Source organism: Kitasatospora sp. NPDC097643 (genome assembly GCF_040302625.1).
Classification (GTDB): domain Bacteria; phylum Actinomycetota; class Actinomycetes; order Streptomycetales; family Streptomycetaceae; genus Kitasatospora.
In genome coordinates this window covers 1-23,178 of record NZ_JBEOSA010000100.1, presented here as the reverse complement: position 1 = coordinate 23,178, position 23,178 = coordinate 1, and the positions used below count along the sequence as shown (strand labels likewise).

The 23,178-nt window shown below is 73.4% G+C and carries 17 protein-coding genes and 1 pseudogene; 8 read left to right on the top strand and 10 right to left on the bottom strand.

From position 1 onward, the window contains the following. Positions 1 to 38: 38 nt before the first annotated feature. Positions 39 to 2,600 (top strand): ABC transporter permease, encoded by a 2,562-nt coding sequence (locus ABTY15_RS37345; RefSeq protein ID WP_350606064.1) that lies wholly within the window; start codon positions 39 to 41, stop codon positions 2,598 to 2,600. Positions 2,601 to 2,660: 60 nt separating this feature from the next. Here the strand turns inward: ABTY15_RS37345 and ABTY15_RS37340 are convergent, their stop codons facing one another. The 5 genes from ABTY15_RS37340 to ABTY15_RS37320 all read right to left on the bottom strand — a co-directional run bounded on the left by ABTY15_RS37340 (position 2,661) and on the right by ABTY15_RS37320 (position 8,000). Further along, positions 2,661 to 3,308, bottom strand: coding sequence for a DUF4232 domain-containing protein (locus tag ABTY15_RS37340; RefSeq protein ID WP_350606062.1), 648 nt, complete (start codon positions 3,306 to 3,308; stop codon positions 2,661 to 2,663). A gap of 195 nt (positions 3,309 to 3,503) precedes the next feature. After that, positions 3,504 to 4,367, bottom strand: coding sequence for an iron uptake transporter permease EfeU (gene efeU / locus ABTY15_RS37335; protein ID WP_350606059.1), 864 nt, complete (start codon positions 4,365 to 4,367; stop codon positions 3,504 to 3,506). Positions 4,368 to 4,414: 47 nt separating this feature from the next. Beyond that, complete coding sequence (efeB, locus tag ABTY15_RS37330; protein WP_350606057.1) at positions 4,415 to 5,722, bottom strand: iron uptake transporter deferrochelatase/peroxidase subunit; 1,308 nt, start codon at positions 5,720 to 5,722, stop codon at positions 4,415 to 4,417. A 104-nt stretch (positions 5,723 to 5,826) separates the two neighbouring features. Continuing rightward, the gene (gene efeO / locus ABTY15_RS37325) at positions 5,827 to 6,975 is read right to left on the bottom strand and encodes an iron uptake system protein EfeO (RefSeq protein ID WP_350606051.1); all 1,149 of its coding nucleotides are present in this window, start codon (positions 6,973 to 6,975) and stop codon (positions 5,827 to 5,829) included. Positions 6,976 to 7,175: 200 nt separating this feature from the next. Further along, positions 7,176 to 8,000 carry an ABC transporter ATP-binding protein gene (locus ABTY15_RS37320; protein WP_350606048.1) on the bottom strand — a complete coding sequence of 275 codons (825 nt, stop codon included), beginning with the start codon at positions 7,998 to 8,000 and terminating at the stop codon, positions 7,176 to 7,178. A 125-nt stretch (positions 8,001 to 8,125) separates the two neighbouring features. On the opposite strand from ABTY15_RS37320, the gene ABTY15_RS37315 reads away from it, so the two are divergent. After that, the gene (locus tag ABTY15_RS37315) at positions 8,126 to 10,279 is read left to right on the top strand and encodes an amino acid adenylation domain-containing protein (RefSeq protein WP_350606044.1); all 2,154 of its coding nucleotides are present in this window, start codon (positions 8,126 to 8,128) and stop codon (positions 10,277 to 10,279) included. A gap of 7 nt (positions 10,280 to 10,286) precedes the next feature. Here the strand turns inward: ABTY15_RS37315 and ABTY15_RS37310 are convergent, their stop codons facing one another. Then, a complete protein-coding gene (locus ABTY15_RS37310; protein ID WP_350606040.1) occupies positions 10,287 to 11,636 on the bottom strand; it encodes a hypothetical protein in 1,350 nt (449 codons plus the stop codon). A gap of 238 nt (positions 11,637 to 11,874) precedes the next feature. On the opposite strand from ABTY15_RS37310, the gene ABTY15_RS37305 reads away from it, so the two are divergent. Beyond that, entirely contained in the window at positions 11,875 to 13,470 is a 1,596-nt protein-coding gene (locus tag ABTY15_RS37305) for a M4 family metallopeptidase (protein WP_350606037.1), read from the top strand. A 13-nt stretch (positions 13,471 to 13,483) separates the two neighbouring features. On the opposite strand, the gene ABTY15_RS37300 is transcribed toward ABTY15_RS37305, so the two are convergent. The 3 genes from ABTY15_RS37300 to ABTY15_RS37290 form a co-directional block, all read right to left on the bottom strand. After that, positions 13,484 to 14,497 carry a hypothetical protein gene (locus ABTY15_RS37300; RefSeq protein ID WP_350606034.1) on the bottom strand — a complete coding sequence of 338 codons (1,014 nt, stop codon included), beginning with the start codon at positions 14,495 to 14,497 and terminating at the stop codon, positions 13,484 to 13,486. Between the two features lie 145 nt (positions 14,498 to 14,642). Then, complete coding sequence (locus ABTY15_RS37295) at positions 14,643 to 15,599, bottom strand: glycerophosphodiester phosphodiesterase (RefSeq protein ID WP_350606031.1); 957 nt, start codon at positions 15,597 to 15,599, stop codon at positions 14,643 to 14,645. Between the two features lie 114 nt (positions 15,600 to 15,713). Continuing rightward, positions 15,714 to 16,712, bottom strand: a complete 999-nt coding sequence (locus ABTY15_RS37290; RefSeq protein WP_350606029.1) for an ArsR/SmtB family transcription factor — start codon at positions 16,710 to 16,712, stop codon at positions 15,714 to 15,716. A gap of 74 nt (positions 16,713 to 16,786) precedes the next feature. Here ABTY15_RS37290 and ABTY15_RS37285 point away from each other — a divergent pair, with 74 nt between their 5' ends. The 3 genes from ABTY15_RS37285 to ABTY15_RS37275 all read left to right on the top strand — a co-directional run bounded on the left by ABTY15_RS37285 (position 16,787) and on the right by ABTY15_RS37275 (position 19,599). Next, positions 16,787 to 17,734 carry an aldo/keto reductase gene (locus tag ABTY15_RS37285; protein ID WP_350606025.1) on the top strand — a complete coding sequence of 316 codons (948 nt, stop codon included), beginning with the start codon at positions 16,787 to 16,789 and terminating at the stop codon, positions 17,732 to 17,734. Between the two features lie 95 nt (positions 17,735 to 17,829). Next, the gene (locus ABTY15_RS37280) at positions 17,830 to 18,435 is read left to right on the top strand and encodes a TetR/AcrR family transcriptional regulator (RefSeq protein ID WP_350606022.1); all 606 of its coding nucleotides are present in this window, start codon (positions 17,830 to 17,832) and stop codon (positions 18,433 to 18,435) included. 102 nt (positions 18,436 to 18,537) lie between these two features. Then, entirely contained in the window at positions 18,538 to 19,599 is a 1,062-nt protein-coding gene (locus tag ABTY15_RS37275; RefSeq protein ID WP_350606019.1) for an SDR family oxidoreductase, read from the top strand. Positions 19,600 to 20,558: 959 nt separating this feature from the next. Here ABTY15_RS37275 and ABTY15_RS37270 read toward each other — a convergent pair. Then, complete coding sequence (locus ABTY15_RS37270; RefSeq protein WP_350606016.1) at positions 20,559 to 21,800, bottom strand: MFS transporter; 1,242 nt, start codon at positions 21,798 to 21,800, stop codon at positions 20,559 to 20,561. A gap of 137 nt (positions 21,801 to 21,937) precedes the next feature. Here ABTY15_RS37270 and ABTY15_RS37265 point away from each other — a divergent pair, with 137 nt between their 5' ends. Further along, on the top strand, positions 21,938 to 22,870 hold the full coding sequence (locus ABTY15_RS37265) for a LysR family transcriptional regulator (RefSeq protein WP_350606012.1): 933 nt from the start codon (positions 21,938 to 21,940) through the stop codon (positions 22,868 to 22,870). Between the two features lie 53 nt (positions 22,871 to 22,923). Continuing rightward, positions 22,924 to 23,079: pseudogene (locus ABTY15_RS37260) on the top strand (transposase); the annotation flags it as partial. Between the last annotated feature and the right edge of the window lie 99 nt (positions 23,080 to 23,178).

The window sequence follows — 23,178 nt, the reverse complement described above, 5'->3', positions numbered from 1 at the left end:
CCCGCCAGCCCGCTCGACGACCTTCCCCAGGACACCCCATGTATCGCACCGCACTGCGCAACGTGCTGGCCCACAAGGGCCGACTGCTGATGACGACGCTCGCCGTCCTCCTCGGCACCGCCTTCGTCGCCGGCACCCTCGTCTTCACCGACACCCTCGGCAACGCGCTGAGGTCCCAGAGCGCCAAGAGCTACACCGACATCGCCGTCACGATCAGCGACCGGGGCGCCGTCGGCCGGGGCTACGACCACGGCGGGCGGGCCGCCACCGAAGCGGCCCTCACCGAGGAGACCCGCAAGGCCGTCGCGGCCCTGCCCGGCGCCGCCGACGCCCGTGGCGTGGTCAGCGGCTTCGCCGGCATCGCCGACAAGAAGGGCGCGCTGATCGGCGACGGCTTCTCCACCACCGGCACCAACTACGTGCCCGGCGCCGACGGCACCGACCCGCGCTACCCGCTGGTCGACGGGCGCGGCCCGCGCACCTCCGGCGAGATCGCGCTGGACACCAGGACCGCCGAGAAGGGCGGCTTCAAGGTCGGCGACACCGTGCGGATCGCCGTCAACGGCCCGGTGATGGAGCTCAAGCTCACCGGCACCCTGCACACCAACGATCCCCGGGTGGTCTCCGGCGGCTCGCTCGCCGCGTTCGACACCGCCACCGCCCAGCAGCTCTACCTCACCCCCGGCCGCTTCTCCGAGATCGACGTCAAGGGCAAGCCGGGCGCTGACGACGCCGCGCTGCTGGCCGCCGTCAAGCAGGCCGTCCCGCGGGGCGACGCGATCGAGGCCAGGACCGGCCGTGAACTCGCCGACGAGCAGGACCGGATGATCGAGCGGGGCACCAAGGGCCTGAGCACCGCTCTGCTGGTCTTCGCCGGCATCGCGCTGTTCGTCGGGATCTTCATCATCGCCAACACCTTCACCATGCTGGTCGCCCAGCGCACCAAGGAACTCGCCCTGCTGCGGGCCGTCGGGGCCAGTCGCAAGCAGGTCTCCCGCTCGGTGCTGGTCGAGGCGGTGCTGGTCGGTCTGACCGCCTCGGTGGCCGGCCTGGTCACGGGCATCGGGATCGCCGTCGGGCTGCGCGCGCTGATGAACGGCCCGTGGGAGGCCAACCTGCCGGAGGGCCCGCTGGTCGTCGCCCCGTCCACGGTGCTCGCCTCGCTCGTCGTCGGCGTGGCGGTGACGACGCTCTCCGCCTGGCTGCCGGCCCGCCGGGCCGCCCGGATCGCCCCGGTGGCGGCGATGAGCTCGGTCGAGCAGCCCGCCACCCAGAAGAGCCTGGTGGTGCGCAACACCATCGGCGCGCTGTTCTCGCTGGCCGGCGCGGCCGGCCTGGCCGCCGGGGTGGGTGGCAAGGAGGTCAAGCTGGTCGGCCTCGGCGCGGCCGCCCTGCTGATCGGCGTGTTCGTGCTCACCCCGCTGCTGTCCCGGCCGCTGATCGCCCTGCTCGCCCCGCTGCTGCACCGGCTGTACGGCACGCCGGGCAAGCTGGCCAAGGAGAACGCGATCCGCAACCCGCGGCGCACCGCCGCCACCGCCTCGGCGCTGACCATCGGCGTCACCCTGATCACCGCGCTGACCGTGGTCGGCGCCTCGGTGAACAAGGCCGTGGACGAGGCCACCACGAGCGACCTCAAGGCCGACTTCACGGTCACCATGCAGAACTACTCGATGCTCTCCCCCGAGGTCGCCACCCAGATCGCCAAGGCGCCCGGCGTCGCCGGGATGACCGCGCTGCGCATCGTGCCGGTCGAGACCCGCAAGGGCGGCGACGGCGAGTGGCTGATCGCGGTCGACGCCGACGGCATCGGCCAGCTGGCCGCCGTCAAGGTCCAGCAGGGCTCCCCGGACGCCCTCAAGGAGGGCAAGCTGCTGATCAGTTCGGGGGCCTCGAAGCGCACCGGTTACCAGGTCGGCGACAGTTTCCCCGTCACCTACCCGGACGGCACCCAGGGGTCGCTCACGGTCGGCGGCGTGCTGGCGTCCGACTCCGAGCTGTCCGGCATCGTCGCCCCCGAGGCCGTGGTCGGCCGGCACGCGCTGCCGGGCACCGGGGTGGACAAGATCCTGGTGAAGGGCGTGAACGGCGCCGACGCCAAGCTCAAGCAGGCGCTGCGGGACGCGACCGGCGGCAACCCGCTGATCGCGGTCAAGGGCGAGAAGGACATCAAGGCGGAGAACCGCCAGATGGTCACCGCCGTGCTGAACATCATGTACGGGCTGCTCGGGATGTCCGTGGTGATCGCCGTGCTCGGTGTGGTGAACACCATGGCGATGTCGGTGTTCGAGCGCCGCCGGGAGATCGGCATGCTGCGGGCGATCGGCCTGGACCGGACCGGGATCGGCCGGATGGTCCGGCTGGAGTCGCTGCTGATCGCCCTGTTCGGCGGGATCGTCGGCGTCGGCCTGGGGATCCTGGTCGCCTGGGCGGGCACCCGCACGATGGCGGACTCGTTCAAGAACATCACCACCGTGGTGCCGCCGCTGCAGATCCTCGGCTTCCTGGTCGCCGCCGCCCTGATCGGCCTGCTGGCCGCCCTCTGGCCGGCCCGCCGGGCCGCGCGGACGGACATCCTGGACGCGATCAAGAGCGCGTAGCCTGCGGACGCCACCGGTGGAGCCCCGGACGGTCACCCGACCGTCCGGGGCTCCGGTGCGTCACGAGGTGGTGAACACCACGCCCTGGTTGGAGGGTTGCAGCGTGCCGGTGGTGAAGCCGGCGGCGGAGACCGGGAGTTGCGCGACCGGCTTGCCGTCGAGGCCGAGCACCTCGGCGGTCAGCGCGGTGGTCTCGTCCGGCGGGGTGAGCCGGACGCCCGCCAGCACCTTGCACTTCGGGTCGGACTTCTCGCAGACGGCCCACTTGAGCCCGGCGAACGCGGACGTGCCGGGCTTGAGGGTCGACAGCACCGGCTGGCCCGGGTACGGCTCGCGCTTGACGGCCACCTCGACCGGGCTGTTGTCGGCGAGCAGGCCGCCGTAGCCCGGGTAGCCGTAGACCGTGCAGCTGCGGGAGCCCTTGTTGGTGAGGATCACCATGGCCGAGCCGGGCCCCTGGAGCTGCACGGCGGCCTTGAGCTCGTCGGCGTGGCAGCGGGCGCCGGCGGGCGCGCTCCCGGCCGGGCCGGTGGCCTTGCCACCCGCGCCGGCCGCCCCACCGGTCGTCCCGGTTGTCGTACCGCCGGCCGCGGTCGACGCCGGTGCGGCCGCGCTCCCCGCGTCGTCGTTGCAGCCGGTCAGCAGGACGGTGGCGGCGAGCGCGGCGGTGCCGACGGCGAGCAGCCGGGACGAGCGGCGGATGGTCATGGTCCCCCCAGGGGTGCGCGGTGGTGCGAGGCTTTCCATCCGTCAGCACGGGCGCCGGGCCCGGGCCGGTTCGCCGGCCGGAGGACTGTCACAGGCCCGTGACACGGCGCCCCGGCCCGGGCGGACCCACGAGGGAAAACGCCACCGCCCCGCCCGGCGGGTGCCGGGCGGGGCGGTGAACGGTGAGCGGTGGTGTCAGGCGGCCGGCTTGGCGGCGTCCGGCTTCGGCGCCGCCGGCTTGCCGGCGACGGGCTTCGCCCTGCCGCCGATCAGGCCGAAGAAGACCGCCAGGGTGGGCACCAGGTAGAGCGCCCAGACCACCAGCTGGAGCACCGTCGGGTCCGGCTGGAAGTTGAACACGCCCTTCAGCAGGGTGCCGTACCAGCTGTCCTTGGGGATGGTGCTGCTGATGTCGAAGGCCACGTCGTGCAGGCCGCCGAGCCAGCCGGCCTCCTGGAGGTCGTGGACGCCGTAGGCGAGCACGCCGGCCGCGACGACGACCAGCATGGCGCCGGTCCAGGTGAAGAACTTGGCCAGGTTGATCTTCAGCGCGCCGCGGTAGAACAGCCAGCCGAGCACCACCGAGGTGGCCAGGCCCAGCGCCGCGCCGATCAGCGGGTTGTAGCCGTCGCCGGTGGCCTGCACCGCCGACCAGATGAACAGCGCGGTCTCCAGGCCCTCGCGGCCGACCGCCAGGAAGGAGGTGACCACCAGCGCCACGGTGCCCATGGCGAGGGCGGCGTCCAGCTTGCCGTGCAGCTCGGTCTTCAGGTGCCGGGCGGTGCGGCGCATCCAGAAGACCATCCAGGTGACCAGCCCGACCGAGATGACCGACAGCGAGCCGCCGAGCGCCTCCTGCGCCTCGAAGGTCAGCTGGGAGGAGCCGAACTGCAGCACGGCGCCGAAGGCCATGCTCAGCACCACGGCCGAGAGCACGCCGATCCAGACCGGCGGCAGCTTGTCCTGCCGGCCGGTCTTGACCAGGTAGGCGATCAGAATGCAGACGACCAGGCTGGCTTCGAGTCCTTCGCGCAGGCCGATCAGGTAGTTGCCGAACACGCGGCCTCCTGGGGGTTTCGAGGTGGTACGGGGGTGCGGTGGGAGCCTCAGCCGAACAGGGCCTGGCCCCACCACTCCCCGGGCTTGCGGACGCCCGCCGGGCAGGCGAAGTGGGCGGAGCCGACGTGCTGGATGTACTCGTTGAGCTTGTCGCTGCCCGCGAGCCGCTGCTGGAGCGGCACGAAGGCCTTGCGGGTGTCGCGCTGGTAGGCGAGGAAGAACAGACCGGCGTCGAGGCGGCCGAGGCCGTCGGTGCCGTCGGTGAAGGAGAAGCCGCGGCGCAGGATCATCAGGCCGTTGTTGGCGTCCGGGTGGGCCAGGGCGACGTGCGAGTCGGCCGGCATGGCCTTGAGGTCCGGAGCGTCGTGCTCCTTCTCCTTGCCGTACGGGGCGCCCTCGCCCTTGGTGCGGCCGAAGACGTCCTCCTGCTCCTTGAGCGCGGTGCGGTCCCAGGTCTCGATGTGCATCCGGATCCGGCGGGCCACCAGGTAGGAGCCGCCGGTCATCCACTCGGGGCCGTCGCCGGGGGCGGCCCAGACGTGGTCGGCCAGCTTGCCGGTGTCGGTGCCCGGGATGTTGTGGGTGCCGTCCTTGAAGCCCATCAGGTTGCGCGGGGTCTGCGCGTCCGGGGTGGTCGAGGAGGTCTTGCCGAAACCGAGCTGCGACCAGCGGATGTTGACGGTGCCCATACCGATCCGGGCCAGGTTGCGGATCGCGTGCACGGCGACCTGCGGGTCGTCGGCGCAGGCCTGGATGCAGAGGTCGCCGCCGCTGCGCTGCGGGTCGAGCTTGTCGCCCTTGAAGGCCGGCAGGTCGATCAGGGCCTCGGGGCGCTTGGCCTTGAGGCCGAAGCGGTCGACGCCGTCCTTCTCGAACAGGCTCGGCCCGAAGCCGATGGTGAGGGTCAGCCGGGAGGCGGGCAGGCCGAGGGCCTCGCCGGTGTCGTCCGGCGGGGCCTCGGGCAGGCCGGTGGCGGCGCCGGTGCCGATCTCGCGGCCCCCGGTCATCGCGGCCGCGGCCTTGGTCCACTCCTTGAGCATCTTGATCAGCGACTCGCGGGTGGCCTTCTCGGACACGTCGAAGGCGGCGAAGTGCAGCCGGTCCTGGACCGGGGTGGCGATGCCGGACTGGTGCTCCCCGTAGAAGGGCACGTCGGCGCCGGCCTGGGCGGCGGGCGCCGGGGCCGGGTCGTCCTGCCGGGTGGCGGCGGCGACCGAGCCGACGGCGGCGGCGCCGAGCGCGACGCCCGCGCCGGCCCAGCCGATCACGGACCGTCGGCTGACGGTGGCCCCCGTGGTGGCGGTGGCGTCGGCGACGGCCGGCGTCCCGTTCTGCTGCTCGTTCTCGGCGTCCATCGGCGGGTCGTTCCTTCTCTGTGCTGACTCACGGATGCCGTGGCGGCCGGTGCGGACCGCCACGGCTTCGGTGGGGTGGGGACGGTGCTCGGGTGTGACCGCGGTTACTTGGCGACCACGGCGGCGGCCAGCTTCGACAGCGGCTCGCCCAGCGAGTTGACCGCGTCGGAGAAGGTCTTGCGCTCGGCCTCGGTGACCTTGTCGTAGGAGGTGAAGGTGCCGTCGGCCTGCTTGTACTTGGCGAGCAGGGTGTTGATGGCGGCGAACTCGGAGTCGAGCGTCTTGGCCAGGTCGGCGTCCTTCTCGGCGGCGACCGGCTTCAGCAGCTCGTAGGCCTTCTGCGCGCCCTCGACGTTGGCCTGGAAGTCGGCCAGGTCGGTGTGGCTGTAGCGGTCCTCCTCGCCGGTGATCTTGTTGGTGGCGACCTCGTCCAGCAGCTCCTTGGCGCCGTTGGCCATGCTGGTCGCGGTGATCTCGGCGGACGGGATCTTCTTCTGCCAGTCCTTGAGGTCGGTGACCAGCTGGTCGGCGAGCTTCTTCTCGTCGTCGCCGATCTTGGCGTCCGCCCAGAGCGACTTCTCCAGCTTGTGCCAGCCGGTCCACTGCTGGCCGGCCTCGACCTTGTCCTCGCGGGTGTCGGTCTTGGGGTCGACGTCACCGAAGCTCTCGGCGACCGGCTCGGTGCGCTCCCAGCCGGTGCGCGACGGCGCGTAGAGGGACTTGGCCTTCTCCAGGTCGCCGGCGTTGATCGCGGCGGCGAAGGCCTCGACGGCCGGGACGGTGGCGTCGGCCTGCTCCTGGGCGTACTTGCGGTAGGCGTCGACGGCGGTGGCCAGGCGCGGGTCGGCCTTGGCGGTGGCGCCGCCCTCGCCGGTCACGGTGATCTTCTGGCGGATGCCGTCGCCGACCATGCCGGGCTTGCAGGCGATCTCGTACGAGCCGGCCTTGATCTCGGCGTTGACGGTGGCCTTGGTGCCGGGGCCGATGTTCTCCCGCTCGGTGATGATCTTGTCGCCCTCACCGTAGACGTAGACCTCGGTGGTCTTCGAGCCCTTGTTGCTGATGTCGAGGACGACGTGACCGGCCGGGAAGGTGGTCTTGGAGACCTCGCACGCCGTGTCGGTGGCGTTCACCTTCACCGCGTCCGCGCCACCCGCCTTGTCGTCCTTCTTGTCCGCGCACCCCGCCAGGGTGGCGGTCGCCACGGCGAGGGTGAGCAGCGCGGCTGCGGTGGTACGGCGGCGGGCGGACATACGAGCTCCAACGGAGAGGACAGGGTGCAGCAGGGCAGGGCTGAGCGTGGGCGACGGAACCGGAGCTACCGACGCCCCCACCCACTTAGCTAAGGCATACCTTAGGGAAATCTGATTTCACCGTCTACACCGGCCCCCACCTGCGAAGCCCGCAGGTGGGGGCGGCCCTTGCGGCCCCTGGTCCGTCAGCCCACCGACCATCAGTCGCCGGGGGTCCGGCGGGCGGCCGCGCGGGCCGTCCAGCGGCCCTCGTGCCGGCTGATCCGGATCGGGTGGCCGAAGGTCGCGCTGATCAGTTCGGTGGTCATCACCTCGTCCACCGGACCGGCCGCCACGCACTCCCCCGCGCGCAGCAGCAGCGCGTGCGTGGTGCTCTCCGGCAGCTCTTCCAGGTGGTGCGTGACCAGCACGCTGGCCAGCTCGGGGTGCTGGTGGCGCAGCAGGTCCAGGCTGTCCAGCAGCAGCTCGCGGGCGGTCAGGTCCAGCCCGGTGGCGGGCTCGTCGAGCAGCAGCAACCGGGGGCTGGGCATCAGCGCGCGGGCGATCAGGGCCCGACCGCGCTCGCCCTGGGAGAGGGTGGTCCACGGGGCGTCGGCCATCGCGGTCATGCCGAGCGTGTCGATCAGCCGCTCGGCCCGCTCGACCACCTCGGGGGCGGGCTTGCGGTGCCACTCCGGCTCGATGGTGTTGGTGTGCCCGGTGAGCACCACCTCCCGCACGGTCAGCGGCGAGCGCAGCGGGTGGCGCGGGTTGACGTGCCCGAGGTGGGCGCGCAGCTCGCGGACGTCGACCCGGCCGAGCCGGCGGCCGAGCACCTCCACCTCGCCCCGGGTGGGGTGGGAGACCGCGCCCAGCAGCGCGAGCAGGGTGGACTTTCCGGCGCCGTTGGGGCCGAGCAGCGCCCAGTGCTCGCCGGGCTCGATGGTGAGGCCGATCCCGCGCAGCAGGTACCGGCCGTCGCGGACGACGTCGACGTCCCGGGTGCGCAGCAGCGGGCCGGGGTGAATGGGGTCCAACGTGCTCATGGGGCCGAGCGTAGCGGCGGTGATCTTCGGCGGCCGGGCGGTCCGAGGGGTGGACGTGTCACAACCCTGTTGTACAAAGGCAGTTGGGAGGATCATCGTGGGTCCCAGGGGAGAGGGGCAGCCACATGACGGTGGACGGGGAGTGGACGGCGGACACCCTGCACGGCCTGGTCGCGCAGCGCGCGCAGGAGCGGCCGGAGGCGGTGGCCGTCCGGTGCGGGCGGCACGACCTGACGTACCGGGAACTGGACGAACGGGCCGCCCGGCTGGCCCGCCAGCTGGCGGCGCGGGGGCTGTCCCCGGGCGGCCGGGCGGCGGTGGCGCTCGGCCGGGGGGCGGAGGTGTACGTCGCGCTGCTGGCCGTGCTGAAGGCGGGCGCCGCGTTCGTGCCGCTGGAGCCGAGCGCGCCGGACGCGCTGCTGCGCCACGTCCTCGCGGACGCCGCCCCGCAGCTGGTGGTGACCGAGGAGGGCCACCGGGTGCGGCTCACCGACGCCGGGAGCGCCACGGTGGTCTGCCTGGACACGCTGCCGGAGACGGCGGCCGGGCCGGTCGACGGAGACGTGGAAGTGGTGCCCGAGACGGCGGCCGGGCCGGTCGACGGAGCGGCGGAGGTGGTGACCGGGCCGGCGGACCTCGCCTGCGTCTTCTACACCTCCGGCTCCACCGGCCTGCCGGTCGGCGCGCTGATCGAGCACCGCAACCTGCTGGCCGCCTACGCGGGCTGGCGCGAGGTGTACCGGCTCTCCGCCGAGGACCGGATCCTCCAGACCGCGAGCCTGGAGTTCGACGTCTTCACCGCGGACTGGGTGCGCGCCCTCGGCACCGGCGCCACGCTCGTCGTGTCCCCGCGCAACCTCACCCTGGACCGCACCGCCGACATCGCCGCCCTGCCCGAGCTGGTGGCCGCCGAGCGGATCACCGTCCTGGAGCTGAACGTCCGCACCGCGCGCCGGCTGACCGCCCACCTGGCGGAGACCGGCGGCGGCCTGCCCGGTGTGCGGCTGCTCACCGTCGGCGCCGAGAAGTGGTACCTGGACGAGCAGTTGGGCCTGCAACGGCTGCTCGGCGAGCGGACCAGGGTGCTCAACGTGTACGGCCTCGCCGAGGCCACCGTCGACAGCACCTGCTTCGACGCGCTGGGCACCGCCGCCGCCGAGGGCGCCGAGCGGGTCTCGCTGGTCGGTCGGCCGTTCCCCGGCACCCGGGTGTACGTGCTCGGTCCGGACGGCAGGCCGGTCCCGCGCGGCGAGGTCGGCGAGATCGCGGTCGCCGGCTCCGGGCTCGGCCGCGGCTACCTCAACCGGCCCGACGACACCCGGCACCGCTTCGTCCGCGCGGACTTCGACCCGGACGGCCGGGTGCTGCTGACCGGGGACCTCGGGCTGCTCCGGGAGGACGGCGTCCTGGAGTTCACCGGCCGGGCGGCGAACGTGCTCGGGCCGGTCGCCTTCGCCCGCAAGGCCGCGGTGGTCGCCGCGGTCGCGGCGGCGGCCCGCGCCGAGGGGGTGCTGCGCGGCCACCCGGCGGTGCGGGAGGCGGTCGTGGTGCAGCTGGAGGTGCGGCCCGGGGAGCGGCGGCCGGTCGGGTACGCGGTGACCGACCCGAGCGTGGACGGCGCCGACGGCTGGTCGCTCTCCCAGTACCTGGCGTCGGCGCTGCCGAGCTGGGTCGCGCCCTCGGCCGTCGTGGTGCTGCCCGAACTCCCGCGCACCCGGGCCGGGAAGCTGGACCGCGCCGCGCTGCCGCTGCCGGCCCCGCCCGGGCACGCCGCGGTCCGCTCCGGCAAGTCCGGGGGCGGCAAGGGCGGCGGCAAGGCCGGGGGGCGCAGCGGGGACAGCCCGGTCACGGTGGGCTGCGCGACGGTCGGCGTCACGCTGCTCTTCGCGTTCATCGCCTTCGCCCTCACCGACGTGTGGTTCCCCGGCTCGACCGACGTCACCGGGGTGCCCTCCCCGTACGCCGGGTGGTTCCAGGTCCTCTACCTCTGCGAGTACCTCGCGTTCGGCGCGGGCCTGACGTACTTCTTCGTCGGCTTCGACGCGCTGCTGCGGGTCGGCCGGTCGTACCGGCTGACCGTCCTGACCCACTGCTCGATCGCCTGGCTGCTGGTCAACTGGTGGCCGCAGGACAACCTGTACCGGCTCACCGATCCCAAGGACTGGGCGCGGGAGACGGCGATGGTGTTCGCGTTCAACGTGCCGGTGATGATCGCCGCGCTGGTGGTGGTGCTGTTCGTCATCTCGCCGCAGCGCGCCCCGGGGAAGCAGAAGACGTGACGCCTGCTCAGCGCAGCGCCTCGAACATCCCGGCCAGCCCCTGGTTGGCCGCGGCGATCAGCGCCTGTGCCGCGTCCAGTGCCTGCACCGCGTCCTGCGCCGCCCCGGTGCCGGACGCGGCGAGCGCGAGGCCGACGGCGGGCTCGGGGTCGTAGCCCGCCGTCGGGATCAGCGGGAGGAGGGTGACGCCGAGCCCGGCGCAGCGCGGGCGCAGCCGCTCCAGGTGGTCGTACAGCGCCTCGGGGGCCAGCCGGGCGCCGAGCGGCATCGCGTCCAGGGTGCGGACCACGTGCCCGGGGCCGCGCACCTGGTCCAGCCGGGCGCGCAGCATGAAGGCGACGGCCGGGCCGGTGAGCCGCAGGTTGATCTCGGTGGGGGCGAGCCGGCGCTGCCGGTCGGTGACGAAGTCCACGTCGTACCAGCCCCGGTAGCCCTCGGCGGCCAGCCGCTCCCCCACCGCGAGGGCGAACCGCCGGGCCGTCCCGGCGGCGCCGGCCGGGACGGCGCCCGGGCCGACGGTGACGCCCTGGTAGCGGGTGCCGGCCACCAGCATCTCCCCCGCGCCGACCGGGTGGACGGTGCCGTCCGGGCCGATCACCGCGTCGTGGGTGAGGTCGCGCAGCCGGGCGTCCGGGCCCGGGTCGATGTGCTCCTCCAGCAGCAACGGGCCCCGCGGCGGCAGGACTTCGGTGCGGACCAGCTGGCGCAGCAGGGCCCGGCCACCGCCCGCGCCGAACAGCTCGGCCGGGGTCACCACGACGGTGCCGTAGCCGCCGACGCCGTGCGGGCTCTTGAGGACGGTGGTCAGGCCGCGGGCGGCGCGGGCCGAGAGCCGGCGGGCGGCCCGGCCCCGGCCGTCCCGGGTTTCCTGTCGGGGGACGACGACGCCCGGGTGGTCGGCGGCGAGTTCGGCGAACAGCCCGTGCGCGGCGGCCTTGGACTCGTAGCGGCGCACGGCGGCGAGTTCGGGCCCCTCGCCCTGGGCGGCGGTGCGGCCCCAGTGCACCACCGGTCGGCCGAGCCCGGCGATCCGCTGGGCCAGGGCGGGCCGTTCGGCCAGCGCCCGGGCCACGGTGCGGTCCGGTGCGAGGCCGCCGTGCACCTCGACCGGGCCCCACTCCAACTCCCGGGCCAGCCAGTCGGTCCACTCGCCGCCCACCTCGGCGGGCAGCACCAGCAGCGCGGGTTCGGGGCTGTAGCAGGTGGCCAGGCAGGCGTAGCCGTGCGCGGCCCGCCGTCGCCGGGCGCGCTGGGCCGGGTCCATCCGCTCGTCGAAGAACTGCTCGTTGAAGTCCGCGACGTTGCCCACGTGGACCGCCGCCCGCCCGCCGGTCCAGGCCCCCACCCATCCGTCCATGGGGGTGAGCGTAGGGCCCCGGACGGCGGTGAGCGTAGGGGCCGGACAGTGGTGGGCGTCGGGCCCGGTAAGGGCTCGTCACGACCGGCGCGTATGCCCGATGTTAATTTCTGATCATTTTTGATTTGACCAGGACACAACTTGGCAAAGATATGACCTTCCCTCTAGCTGACTCTGACTGATCGCCGTCAATCTCTGACGCAGCTCTTATCCCGCAGCTACCCCGACTGGAGTCAGAGTGAGCCCCACCTCCTCCTCCCGCCGTCCCCTCACGGCTGGAGCCATCGCGGTCGTCGCCGCCCTCGGTGCCGTCACCATCCCCACCGGCACCGCCTCCGCCGCGCCCACCACGCGCGATGCGGCGATCGCCCAGGCCCGCGCCAACGTCGTGCGCAACGCCGGCACCTTCGGCTTCGGCAGCGGCCAGGACCTCGTCGTCAAGGACGTCGTCATCGACGCCGACGGCACCCAGCACGTCCGCTTCGACCGCACCTACCAGGGCCTGCCCGTGGTCGGCGGCGACCTGGTCGTCCACCAGGACGCCCGCGGCCGGCTCAAGGACAACTCCCGCGCCGCCGCCCACGACCCGGCCGTGAGGTCCACCACCCCGAAGGTCCCCGCGCAGGCCGGCGCCGCCGACGCGATCGCCGCCGCCCCCGGCGTCACCGACGCCACCAGCACTCCCGAGCTGGTCGTCTGGGCCGCCGACGGCACCCCCCGCCTCGCCTGGCGGACGACCGTCGAGGGCACCGGCGACCACGGCCAGCCGGCCGGCCGGGTCGTCGTCACCGACGCCACCACCGGCGAGCAGATCGAGGCCTACGACGCCGAGCACGAGGCCACCGGCACCGGCCACTCCGAGTACACCGGCGACGTCCCGCTGGACACCACCCAGCAGTCCGGCGGCGGCTACACCCTCGCCGACCCGATCCGCGGCCACGTCACCAAGGACGCCAACAACCTCTCCGCGAGCTCGGTCAAGGCCACCTCCGGCACGCCGTTCACCAGCGCCACCAACACCTGGGGCGACGGGAAGAAGTTCTCCACCGACCGCTCCACCGCCGCCGTCGACGCCCACGCCAACACCGCCTGGACGTACGACTACTACAAGAACGTCTTCGGCCGGAACGGCATCAAGAACGACGGCCGGGGCGCCACCGTCTTCGTCCACGTCGGCACCAACTGGGACAACGCCCAGTGGTCCGACGCCTGCTTCTGCATGATGACCGGCGACGGCAACGGCACCACCGACCCCGAGCAGGTCGACCTCGACACCATGGGCCACGAGATGACCCACGGCGTCACCAGCGCCACCGCCAACCTGCGTTACAGCGGCGAGTCCGGCGGCCTCAACGAGTCCACCAGCGACATCTTCGGCACCATGGTGGAGTGGTACGCCAACAACGCCGTCGACACCCCCGACTACCTGTTCAGCGACCAGTCCACCCCGCCGTGGCTGCGCCGCTTCGACAAGCCCTCGCTGGACGGCAAGTCGGCGGACTGCTGGAGCAAGACGGTCGGCCGGCTCGACGTGCACAACTCCTCGGGCGTCGGCAACCACTGGTTCTACCTGGCCAGCGAGGGCAGCGGCAGCAAGACCATCAACGGCTTCACGTACAACAGCCCCACCTGCAACGGCTCCACCGTCACCGGCATCGGCAACCAGAAGGTCGCCAAGATCTGGTACCGCGCGCTGACCGTCTACATGACGTCCACCACCAACTACGCCGGTGCCCGCACCGCCTCGCTGAGCGCCGCCAAGGACCTGTACGGCCTCAACAGCACCGAGTACAAGGCGGTCGCGGCGGCCTGGAGCGGGGTCAACGTCAACTGACGTTCGGGGGGCTCTAGCCGGTGAACCCGACGTGGACGTGGTCGTGGTGGGTGTCGTCGGTGAAGAACTGATTGCCGACGCCGCCCGCGACCACCACCGGCCCGCCCACGTTGTACGACCCGGCGGCGGCCGCGTCCCGCATGAAGGACTCCACCAGTTGCCGGGGCGTCCCCGGGTCCACCACCGGCCGGCCGTCGATCCGCCAGACGTCGAAGGCCCGGCCCGGCGGATGGTCGCTGGGCCGGGTCGTGCCGAACACGTTCAACGGATGGCCGGTCCGTACCACGCTCACCGAGAGCGTGTACGGGCCGGCCAGTCGCAGCATCGCGCCCAGCACGCTGTCGTGCACCGACCCGCTGCGCAGATCGGCCACCGCCTCGGGCGGCAGCTCGATCCTCGGCTGGGCCAGCACCTCGGCGACCAGCGCGGACGGTGCGGCGGCCGCCGGGCCCGGCTCGCCCGGGTGCAGGTCGGTGACGGTCCAGCGCGGCTCGGCCCGGCTCAGCCGGACGTCCACCGTGGTGCCGCCCTCGGCGACCCCGCCGTCCGGCCGCCGGGTCCACTGCCGGCAGACCACCAGCACGCTCGCCGAGTCGGCGAGGATCCCGCCGTACTGGGCGTCGATCACCTCCAGGCTCGCCTCGGACGCGGGCGGGGCCAGCGGCCCGGCCTGGTCCGCCAGGGCGGGCGGCAGGCCCAGCGCCGCCACCCGGGCCCGGGCCGCTGCCACCCCCTGCCCGCCGGGTGGCCACGCGCCGAGCGCGGCGACCAGTTCGACGGCGCGGCGCTTGACGTCGGGCTGGATCTCGCCCGGGCCGGGCTGCCAGAGCGGGGGGTTCGGCAGCGGGGTGGGGGTGGGGGTGGGGGTGGGGGTGCCGGTCTCTGCTGGTGGCGAACTTGAACTCGCCATGGCCGCAGGCTTCTTGGCACTGCTCGCACAACCCGCCGTACCCAGCAGCAGCACCGCCGCACCCGCCCGGAACAGGTCACGCCGATCCGTGCCGCGTCCACCGTCCGTACTCGTCACGCGGCCCAGTATGTGACCTGGTGCACCCGTGACGCGGCAGGCCCGCGAACTGGCGGCGGCCCTTCACCCTCGGCGGCCCTTCACCCTCGGCGGCCTCGCCCCGGCACGTCGAACTCCCGCCTGCCGGGCGATGCTCCCCTCTTTCCTACCTGCCGCTGCCCGCCTCCTGCCAGGCCGCGTTCCAGCCGGCCAGCTCGGCCGGGCGGTTGGTGATGACACCGTCCACGCCGGCGGCATCCAGGGCCTTCCAGCGGGCCGGCTGGTCGACCGTCCAGACGTTGACGGCCACCCCGGCGGCGTGCAGGTCCGCCACCACCTCGGGGCGGGCGGCGAGTGCGCCGTCGGAGGGGTGGTAGGCCGTCAGGCCGAGCTCGCGGGCGGTGGCCACCGGGTCGGGGTCCAGCGTCGAGCGGAGCAGCGCGAGCGGCAGCTCCGGTGCCAGCTCGCGGGTGTACCGCAGCGCGTCGACCTCGAAGCTCTGCACGACCACGCGGTCGGCCATGCCGTGGTCGCGCACCTCCTGGACGATCCGGGCGACCTCCTCGCGGCTGTGCGGACCCTTGATCTCCAGCAGCAGCTTGCCGCCGCGGGTGCGCAGGTCGTCCAGCTGGGCGGCCAGGGTCGGCAGCCGGGTGCCCGCGTAGGCCGGGGCGAACCAGGATCCGGCGTCCAGCGCGTCGAGCTGGGCGGAGGTCAGGTCGCGGATCCGGCCGCGGCCGTTGGTGGTGCGGTCCACGGTCTCGTCGTGCAGCACGTAGGGCACGCCGTCCCGGCTCGGTTGGACGTCGTTCTCGATCCACTCGGCACCGGCCCGGCGGGCCACCTCGTCCGAGAGCAGGGTGTTCTCCGGCGCGGCGGAGGAGCCGCCGCGGTGGGCGAAGACCGTCAGCGGCGCGCCGGCCGGGCGGATCCGGGCGCTGGGCGCCGCGCCGGTTCGTGCGGCGGCGGCTCGTGCGGCGGCGGGGGTGCCGGCGGTGGCGGCTCTCGCGGTGGCAGTGCCGGCCGGGCCGGTGAGCGCGACGCTGCCGAGCCCGAGGGCAACGGCGAGCAGTGTCGCGACCAGGCCGGTCCGACGTCGACGGGGGTGGTGACTCCGGGTCATGCCTAGCACAGTACGCATAGCGGACGAACCCACTCCTACAATACTGAAAACCCGCCGTGACGATCCTGCGTTCGGAGTGTGCCCGGCGGCCCCGACCCGGCCCTTCTCCCCCGCTCACCCCTCGCCGGTCAACGGCTCCAGGATCCCCTCGGCGGCGGCCGTGCGGGCGTACAGCACCGAGCGCCCGGCGCGGTGGGCGCTGACCAGGCCGGCGTCCCGCAGGGCGGTCAGGTACTGGGAGACCGCCGAGGGCGAGAGCCCGGTGCGGCGGGCGAGCTCGGTGGTGGAGGCCGGGGCGGCGAGTTCGGTCAGCAGCAGGGTGCGGGAGCGCCCGAGGACGGCGGCGAGCGCGGTGCTCCCGGTCGCGGGGCGGCGCTCCCACAAGGTGCCGATCCCGCGGGCCGGGTAGGTGAGTTGGGGCGGATCGGCGGGGCCGACGAGGGTGAACAGCGCCGGACCGGTGAAGGCGGACGGAATCAGCAGCAGACCCGCGACGCCGGGTGCCCGGTGGGGCAGCGGGCTGCGCCGGCGGCTCAGCCGCAGGGTGTCCTCGTTCCACTGCACCTCGGTGTGCAGTTCGTTGAGCACCCGCGCCGCGCCGTACTCGGCGGCCCGGCGGGCGCGGTACAGGACGTCCGCGTCGAGCAGCGCGCGGATCCGCGCCCAGTACGGGGCGAGGGCGAGCTCCCAGTACCCCTCGATCGCCTCGACGAGCCGGACCAACCCGGCCTCGGGGTCGGCGTACAGCGCGCTCAGCCGGGGTCCGAGCCCGCCCGCCCCGGCCCGGAGCCGGTCCAGGTCGTGCCGGACCCGCTCGGGTGGGGTCGCCCGGATCGCGGCGAGCTCCTCCGCGAGCGTGGCGGCGGGCCCGGCCGGGGCCGGGTTGATGAAGTCGGGCACGTACCCGGCGGGCGGGACGATCTCGGTCAGCCACCCCCGGTCCGGCCCGGCCGAGGCCAGCCGGGGCCGCACCTGCTCCACCCAGGGGCGGTGGACGGGGTGGGCGACGCCGGAGTGCAGCAGGCGCAGGCTCGGGCCCACCTCCCACATCGGCGACACGGCGAAGCGCATGCTCGCCAGATCGCCCGCCGTGAACAGCAGCTCGGCCGCCAACTCCGCCCCCCGGTGGATTCACACATGTCCGAATCGTTGGCGGTCAGGGTAGTTCAGTGACGATCATGACGGGCATGACTTCCGACACCCTTGGTACCGCCTCCGCTTCCTCCCCGGTCCCCGCCCCCGTCCATGCGTCCGTCTCCGGCACCTGGACGCTCGGCGACCGCACCGTCCACCGGATCGGCTTCGGCACGATGCGCCTGCCGCAGACCGGCCGGGCGCTCGTGCCGCAGGCCGTGCCGCGCGATCGCGGGCAGGCCGTCCGGGTGCTGCGGCGCGCGGTCGAACTCGGCGTCAACCACATCGACACCGCCGCCTTCTACTTCTCCCCGCTGCGCTCCGCCAACGAGCTGATCAACCACGCCCTCGCGCCCTACGGCGACGACCTGGTGATCGCCACCAAGGTCGGCCCCGCCCGCGGCCTGAACGGCGAATGGCTGGAGCACGCACGGACCCCTGAGCAGCTGCGCGGCCAGGTCGAGGAGAACCTGCGCCAACTCGGCCGCGACCACCTCGACCTGGTGAACCTGCGTATCCTCGGCACCGACTCGGTCGCCGAACGCTTCGGCGCCCTGGCCGAGTTGCAGCAGGCCGGCCTGATCCGCCACCTCGGGCTCTCCAACGTCCAGCCGCACCAGATCACCGAGGCGCAGACCGTCGCGCCGGTGGTCTGCGTGCAGAACCCGTACGGCATCGGCGCCTCCGCCGAACAGGAGGCCGTCCTGCGGCTCTGCGCCGACCAGGGCATCGCCTTCGTCCCCTTCTACGCGATCGCCGGGGCGGGCCGGGAGACCGGCGCCGACGAGGCCGCCGAGCCCGCCCAGGTCCTCGCGGTGGCGAAGACGCACGGGGTGAGCACCGCGCAGGTCCGCCTGGCGTGGACGCTGCACCGGGGTCCGCACGTGCTGGCCATCCCGGGCACCGGCGACCCGGCCCACCTGGAGGACAACCTCGCCGCCGGCGCCCTCCGGCTCTCGGCCGAGGACCTGGCGCTGCTGGAGGAGGCCCACACGGCCTGAGCCTGAGGGTGGGGCCGCCGGGCCGCCGGGCCGCCGGGCCGCCGAGCCGCCGCGACAGTCGACAGAAATATACAGACCGGTCTATTGTTTTCCGCATGGGAGTCAAGGGCGAGGAGACCCGGTCCCGGCTGATCGCCGGCACCCGGGCACTGATCGAGGCGCAGGGCTACTTCGGCACCGGTGTCAACCACATCGTGGCCGAGAGCGGTGCACCCCGCGGCTCGCTCTACTTCCACTTCCCCGAGGGCAAGGACCAACTGGTCGCCACCGCACTGGTCCAGGCCGGCCAGGAGGTCGAGGAATTGCTCAAGGCGCTCGCCGCCGAGGGCGCCGACAGCGCCACCCTCACCCGGCGACTGACCGAGGTCTTCGCCGACCGGCTGATCAGCTCCGACTACCGCAAGGGCTGCCCGATCGCGACCGTCGCACTGGAGGTCGCGGGCACCAACGAGACCCTGCGCGCCGTCTGCGCCGAGATCTACGAGAGCTGGCAGCGGGTGCTCGCCGACCAGCTGGAGGCCGAGGGCTTCCGGCCGGCCGAGGCCGCCACGGCCGCCGGGCAGGCGCTCGCCCTGATGGAGGGCGCCGTCCTGCTCGCCTCGGTCCGCCGCAGCCGCGAACCGCTCGACCACGCCGAACACGCCGTCCTGCACCTGCTCGGCGCGAAGCCGACCAAGGCAGCCAAGGCGGCGAAGGCGTAGGCACCGCCACCCCAGGGCGCCGGGTCAGGTCACTCACCAACCCGGCGCCCTCTTTCAGGCCCACAAAATATACAGACCGGTCTACAGATTCTGGAGCGCAGCATGCCGCCCCTCCCGCCGCCACCCCGCACCCTCGTCCTCGGCGCGACCGGCTTCCTCGGCCGCTGGCTGGTCCTCGAACTCCTCAGCCGCGGCGAACCGGTGGCCGCCGCCGTCCGCGACGGCCGAGGCCCGGACGGCGGCAACCGGAGCACCGCCCTGCGCCGCTGGCTGCGCGACCACGGCGCCGACGACACCGCCCTCACCACCGTCACCACCGACCTCACCCGCCCCGGCCTCGGCCTCTCCCCCGCCGACGACACCCGGCTCGCCGAGGTCCGCGACGTCCACAACCTCGCCGCCCGCTACCAGTTCGGCCTCACCCGCACCCAGGCCGAACCCACCAACGTCGACGGCGCCCTCCACGCCCTCCACTGGTCCGCCACCCGCCCCCGGCTGCGCCGCCTGGTCCACCTCTCCGGCTACCGCGTCGGCCGCGACCCGCACCCGCAGTACCCGCTCGACCCCCGCACCACCGCAGCGCTCTACGCACGACTCGGTGCCTACGAGGCGTCCAAGCAGCTCGGCGACGCCGCCGTCCGCGTCACCGCACCCCGCCTCGGCGTCCCGCTCACCACCGTCAACCCCAGCAGCGTGATCGGCCACTCGCGCACCGGCGAGGCCGACCAGTACCTCGGCCTCGCCCAGCTGGTCCGCCAACTCCACCGCGGCCGCCTCCCGCTGCTCCCCGGCACCCGCCGCACCTTCCTGCCCGTCGTCACCGTCGACCACCTGGCCCGCTTCCTCGCCGCCGTCCCCGCACACGACCGGGATCCCGTCCAGGCCCACACCGTCCTCGACCCCAGCACCCCCTTCCTCCCCGACCTGATCACCCTCCTCGCCACCCACCTCGGCGTCCGCCCACCCCGCGCCCTGATCCCCGTCGCCCTCGTCCGCCGCCTCCCCCGCACCCTCACCGGCGCCGACCCCGAAACCCTCACCTTCCTCTCCGAGGACCAGTACGACACCACCTCCGCCGACCACCTCGCCACCACCACCGGCCTCACCCACCCACCCCTCACCCCCGCCCTCCACCACTGGGCCACCCACCTCACCACCCCCTGACCCCCCACCCCGCACAGAAAGTCGCCCCACCCGACTTCCCGTGCGCCCGAACCACGGTCAACCTCCGCCACCCGGGCCGACTCCCAAGCAACGCACACCAGCGCGCGCAGGAAGTCGGCCCGCCCGACTTCCTGCGCAACCTCCCGGCCAGACACCCCTGATCACGCCACACACCCCGGCGCACAAGAAGTCCGGGCCCACCCGACCCCTGCCCGGGCGCCTCGGCAGCCCGGGGCTCCGCACTCCGGGCCCGCACCCGAGTGACGCCCATCAGCATGCGCAAGAAGTCGATCCACCCGACTTCCAGCGCAAACCCCTGTCCGGGCGCCCCGGATCGAACCCACACCTCAGCGCGGAGACAGCCAACCGGCCCGACCTCCTGCCCACGCGCGCCTAGGTGGCACAGGGCTCCGGCGCCCCGGCCGGTACCCGAGTGAACGCATCAGCGCGCGTAGGAAGTCGACCCGCCGGACCTCCTACTCCGATCCCCCGAACGACGGCCAATCTCCACCCCCGACCGACACCCGCCACCGCGCGCAGGAAGTCGACCCGTCCGACTTCCTGCGCACTCCCTCTCCAGAGACCCCGGATCGCGCCCTCCGGCAGGAGGTCGGCCCACTCGGCCTCCCGTCCGGGGCGGGACCGGTGACGTAGGGGCTCCGCGTCCCGGGTTAGCACCCGACGGGTGCGCGCCAGCGGGCGCGGGAAGTCGGCCCGTCCGACTTCCTGCGCAACGCCCGCTCCTCGGCATCCCGGATCGGGCACCCGTACAGGAGAACGGCCCACTCGACCTCCCACCCGCGTAGGGGCTCCGCGCCCCGGGCCGGTACCCGAGGGGCGGGCACCAGCGGGCGCGGGAAGTCGGCCCGGCCGACTTCCCGCGCAAGGCCCGTCCCAGGCAGCTCGGATTGCGCGCAGGGAGTCGGTGTGTCGGAAGGTGCGGCCTTCTGTGGGGGGGGTCAGGTGGGGGTGGGGGCGGGGTGGGGGGATGGCTTGGGGCGGGGGAGCAGGAGGGGGGTGGTCAGGAGGAGGAGGCCGGCGAGGGCAATGGCGGTGCGGGGGGTGGTGGTGGCGGCCAGTAGGCCCCACAGGGCGGTGAGGGTCGCGATGGCGGCGCTGCTGCTGATCGACCAGGCGGTGAGGGTGCGGGCGAGCTTGTCGGGGGCGGCGTGTTCGAGCCGGTAGGTGGCCAGGATCGGGTTGAACAGGCCGCAGCAGGTCACCAGGCCGAGTTCGACGACGATGACGATGAGCATCCCGGGGACGCCGGGCCGGACGAACACCAGTCCGATCCCCCAGCACGCCCGCAGCACCCCGGCGGCGAGCAGCACCCGCTGCTGCCCGAACCGCGCCGCGAGTGGACGGGCCAGGCGCGAGCCGATCAGGCCGCCGAGGCACGGGACCGCGAACACCAGGCCGTACTGCCAGGGCGCGAACCCGAGCCGGTCCAGCAGGAGGACGGCCAGCAGCGGTTCGGTGGCCATGATCAGACCGTTGACCGCGATCGTGTTGAAGAACAGCGGGCGCAGCACGGGGTGGCCGAGGATGTGGCGCCAGCCTTCGAGCAGCTCACCTGCTCGGGTCCCGGTCACACCAAGGCGTTCGGGGCGTACGGGCCGGGGTTCGGTGCCGCCGATGGCGCGGATGCCAAGGGCCGAGAGCAGGTGGCTCACCGCGTCGGCGAGCACGGTGGCCACCGGGCCGAACAGTCCGATGGCGGCCCCGCCGAGTGGTGGCCCGGCCATGGTCGCGGTCCAGGTGGTGGCCTCGAACCGGCTGTTCGCCACGAGCAGGTCCTCGGGCAGCACGAGCGCCTTCAGGTACGCCCCACTGGCCGCTCGGAACGCGATGTCGGCCGCCGCCACGACGACGGAGACGACGAGGAGTTGGGCGAAGCCGAGCCGGCCGAGCGCGAACGCGGCGGGGACGCTCAGCAACGCCGTGAACCGGGTCAGGTCCATCGCCATCATGACCGGACGTTTGCGCCGGAACTCCACCCACGGGCCGAGCGGCACCGCGACCAGGGCCCCCACCGCCCGCCCGGCGGCGGCCAGCACCGCCACCTCGGTCGGCCCGCAGTGCAGCACCAGGACCGCGATCAGCGGAAACGCCCCGAACCCGAGCCCCGAGCCGTACGAACTGACCGCGTACGCCGCCCACAGCCACCCGAACCGCCTCCCCAGCCTTCGCCCACCCGCCACGCGCCACACACCTCTCGCCTCATCGAAGAACAACCACGAGCTGACCGCCGACATCAAAGCGAGGACCGAACAGCGGGATCAAACAACCGATCAGCCACCACCGCACAACCAATCGTTGTAGTCCTACGATGGCCGGCATGGATCTCGACGCCGTACGCACCTTCGTGACCGCCGCCGACGCAGGCCGCTTCCAGGACGCCGCCGACGACCTGTCGATCACCCAGCAGGCCGTCTCCAAGCGCATCGCCGCACTGGAGCGGATCCTCGGCGTGCAGCTGTTCACCCGCACGGCGCGCGGGGCGAAGCTCACCATCGACGGACAGGCGTTCCTGCCGCACGCCCGCGCCCTCCTCCGGGCCGAGGAGCGGGCGATGGCCTCCGTCCAGCCGGGCAGCCGCGCGCTGCGCGTCGACGTGCTCGGCCGCCGCGGTGGCCCGGCCGGCCTGTTGCGCGAGTTCCACCGCACGCACCCCGAGGTCGAACTCGACGTCGTGACCCTCTTCGACATCGACGCAGCCGTCGCCGCCATCCGGTCCGGCACGATCGACGCGTCGTTCCGCGCCGTCTCCATGCCCGGCTGGCGGCTCCCCGAGGACGTCGAGGCCGCCCGGGTCTTCGACGAGCCCCTCCAACTGCTCACCGGACCGGCCCACGAGCTCGCCGCCGCCCGCACCGTCACGCTCGCCGAGCTCGTCGGGCACCGGATCTGGATCCCCGGCGCCGCTCCCGGCACCGAGTGGGCCGCCTACTACGACGACCTCACCGCCGCGTTCGGTCTCACCATCGAGACCACCGGACCCGACTTCGGCGTCGAGCCCCTGCTGGACACCATCGCCGACTCCCGGTCGCTGGCGACCTTCGTCAGCGAGCAGAGCCGCCTGGTCTGGCCCGCCGACCAGGGCCTGCGCCGCATCGACGTCCGGGATCCGACGCCCGTCTACCCGCACTCGCTGCTGTGGCGCCGCGACAACCTGCACCCGGCGCTGGCCGCGTTCCGCGACCACCTCCGCTCCCGACAGGCCGAGGCCGAGCACCCCACCACCGGGACCTGGGCACCCGCCTGGGCCTAGGGTCCGTCCGGCGGATCTTGTGACCGTCCGACGATAAGGTCGCTGTTCTGGTCGTGGGGCGGGGAGATTTGACCAACGACGAGTGGATGCGGCTTGAGCCGCATCTGCCGAAGTCCGGTGCTGGGGGCGGACGGTGGTGCGACCACCGTCGGGTGGTCAACGGGATCCTGTTCCGGGTCCGCACCGAAGTGCCGTGGCGAGACCTGCCCTAGCTGTTCTGACCACGGAGGTTGGTGACAGAGCTCATGGTGGCGTGATCTTGAAATGAGTGAGGGCCTTCTGGCTCGGTGTGGATTGCGACATCTGCA

Excerpts from the sequence above, each read along its gene's own strand:
- ABTY15_RS37345 (WP_350606064.1), top strand. The coding sequence starts at position 39 with ATGTATCGCACCGCACTGCGCAACGTGCTGGCCCACAAGGGCCGACTG.
- ABTY15_RS37340 (WP_350606062.1), bottom strand. The coding sequence starts at position 3,308 with ATGACCATCCGCCGCTCGTCCCGGCTGCTCGCCGTCGGCACCGCCGCG.
- efeB (WP_350606057.1), bottom strand. The coding sequence starts at position 5,722 with ATGGACGCCGAGAACGAGCAGCAGAACGGGACGCCGGCCGTCGCCGAC.
- efeO (WP_350606051.1), bottom strand. The coding sequence starts at position 6,975 with ATGTCCGCCCGCCGCCGTACCACCGCAGCCGCGCTGCTCACCCTCGCC.
- ABTY15_RS37320 (WP_350606048.1), bottom strand. The coding sequence starts at position 8,000 with ATGAGCACGTTGGACCCCATTCACCCCGGCCCGCTGCTGCGCACCCGG.
- ABTY15_RS37315 (WP_350606044.1), top strand. The coding sequence starts at position 8,126 with ATGACGGTGGACGGGGAGTGGACGGCGGACACCCTGCACGGCCTGGTC.
- ABTY15_RS37310 (WP_350606040.1), bottom strand. The coding sequence starts at position 11,636 with ATGGACGGATGGGTGGGGGCCTGGACCGGCGGGCGGGCGGCGGTCCAC.
- ABTY15_RS37295 (WP_350606031.1), bottom strand. The coding sequence starts at position 15,599 with ATGACCCGGAGTCACCACCCCCGTCGACGTCGGACCGGCCTGGTCGCG.
- ABTY15_RS37285 (WP_350606025.1), top strand. The coding sequence starts at position 16,787 with ATGACTTCCGACACCCTTGGTACCGCCTCCGCTTCCTCCCCGGTCCCC.
- ABTY15_RS37280 (WP_350606022.1), top strand. The coding sequence starts at position 17,830 with ATGGGAGTCAAGGGCGAGGAGACCCGGTCCCGGCTGATCGCCGGCACC.
- ABTY15_RS37275 (WP_350606019.1), top strand. The coding sequence starts at position 18,538 with ATGCCGCCCCTCCCGCCGCCACCCCGCACCCTCGTCCTCGGCGCGACC.
- ABTY15_RS37265 (WP_350606012.1), top strand. The coding sequence starts at position 21,938 with ATGGATCTCGACGCCGTACGCACCTTCGTGACCGCCGCCGACGCAGGC.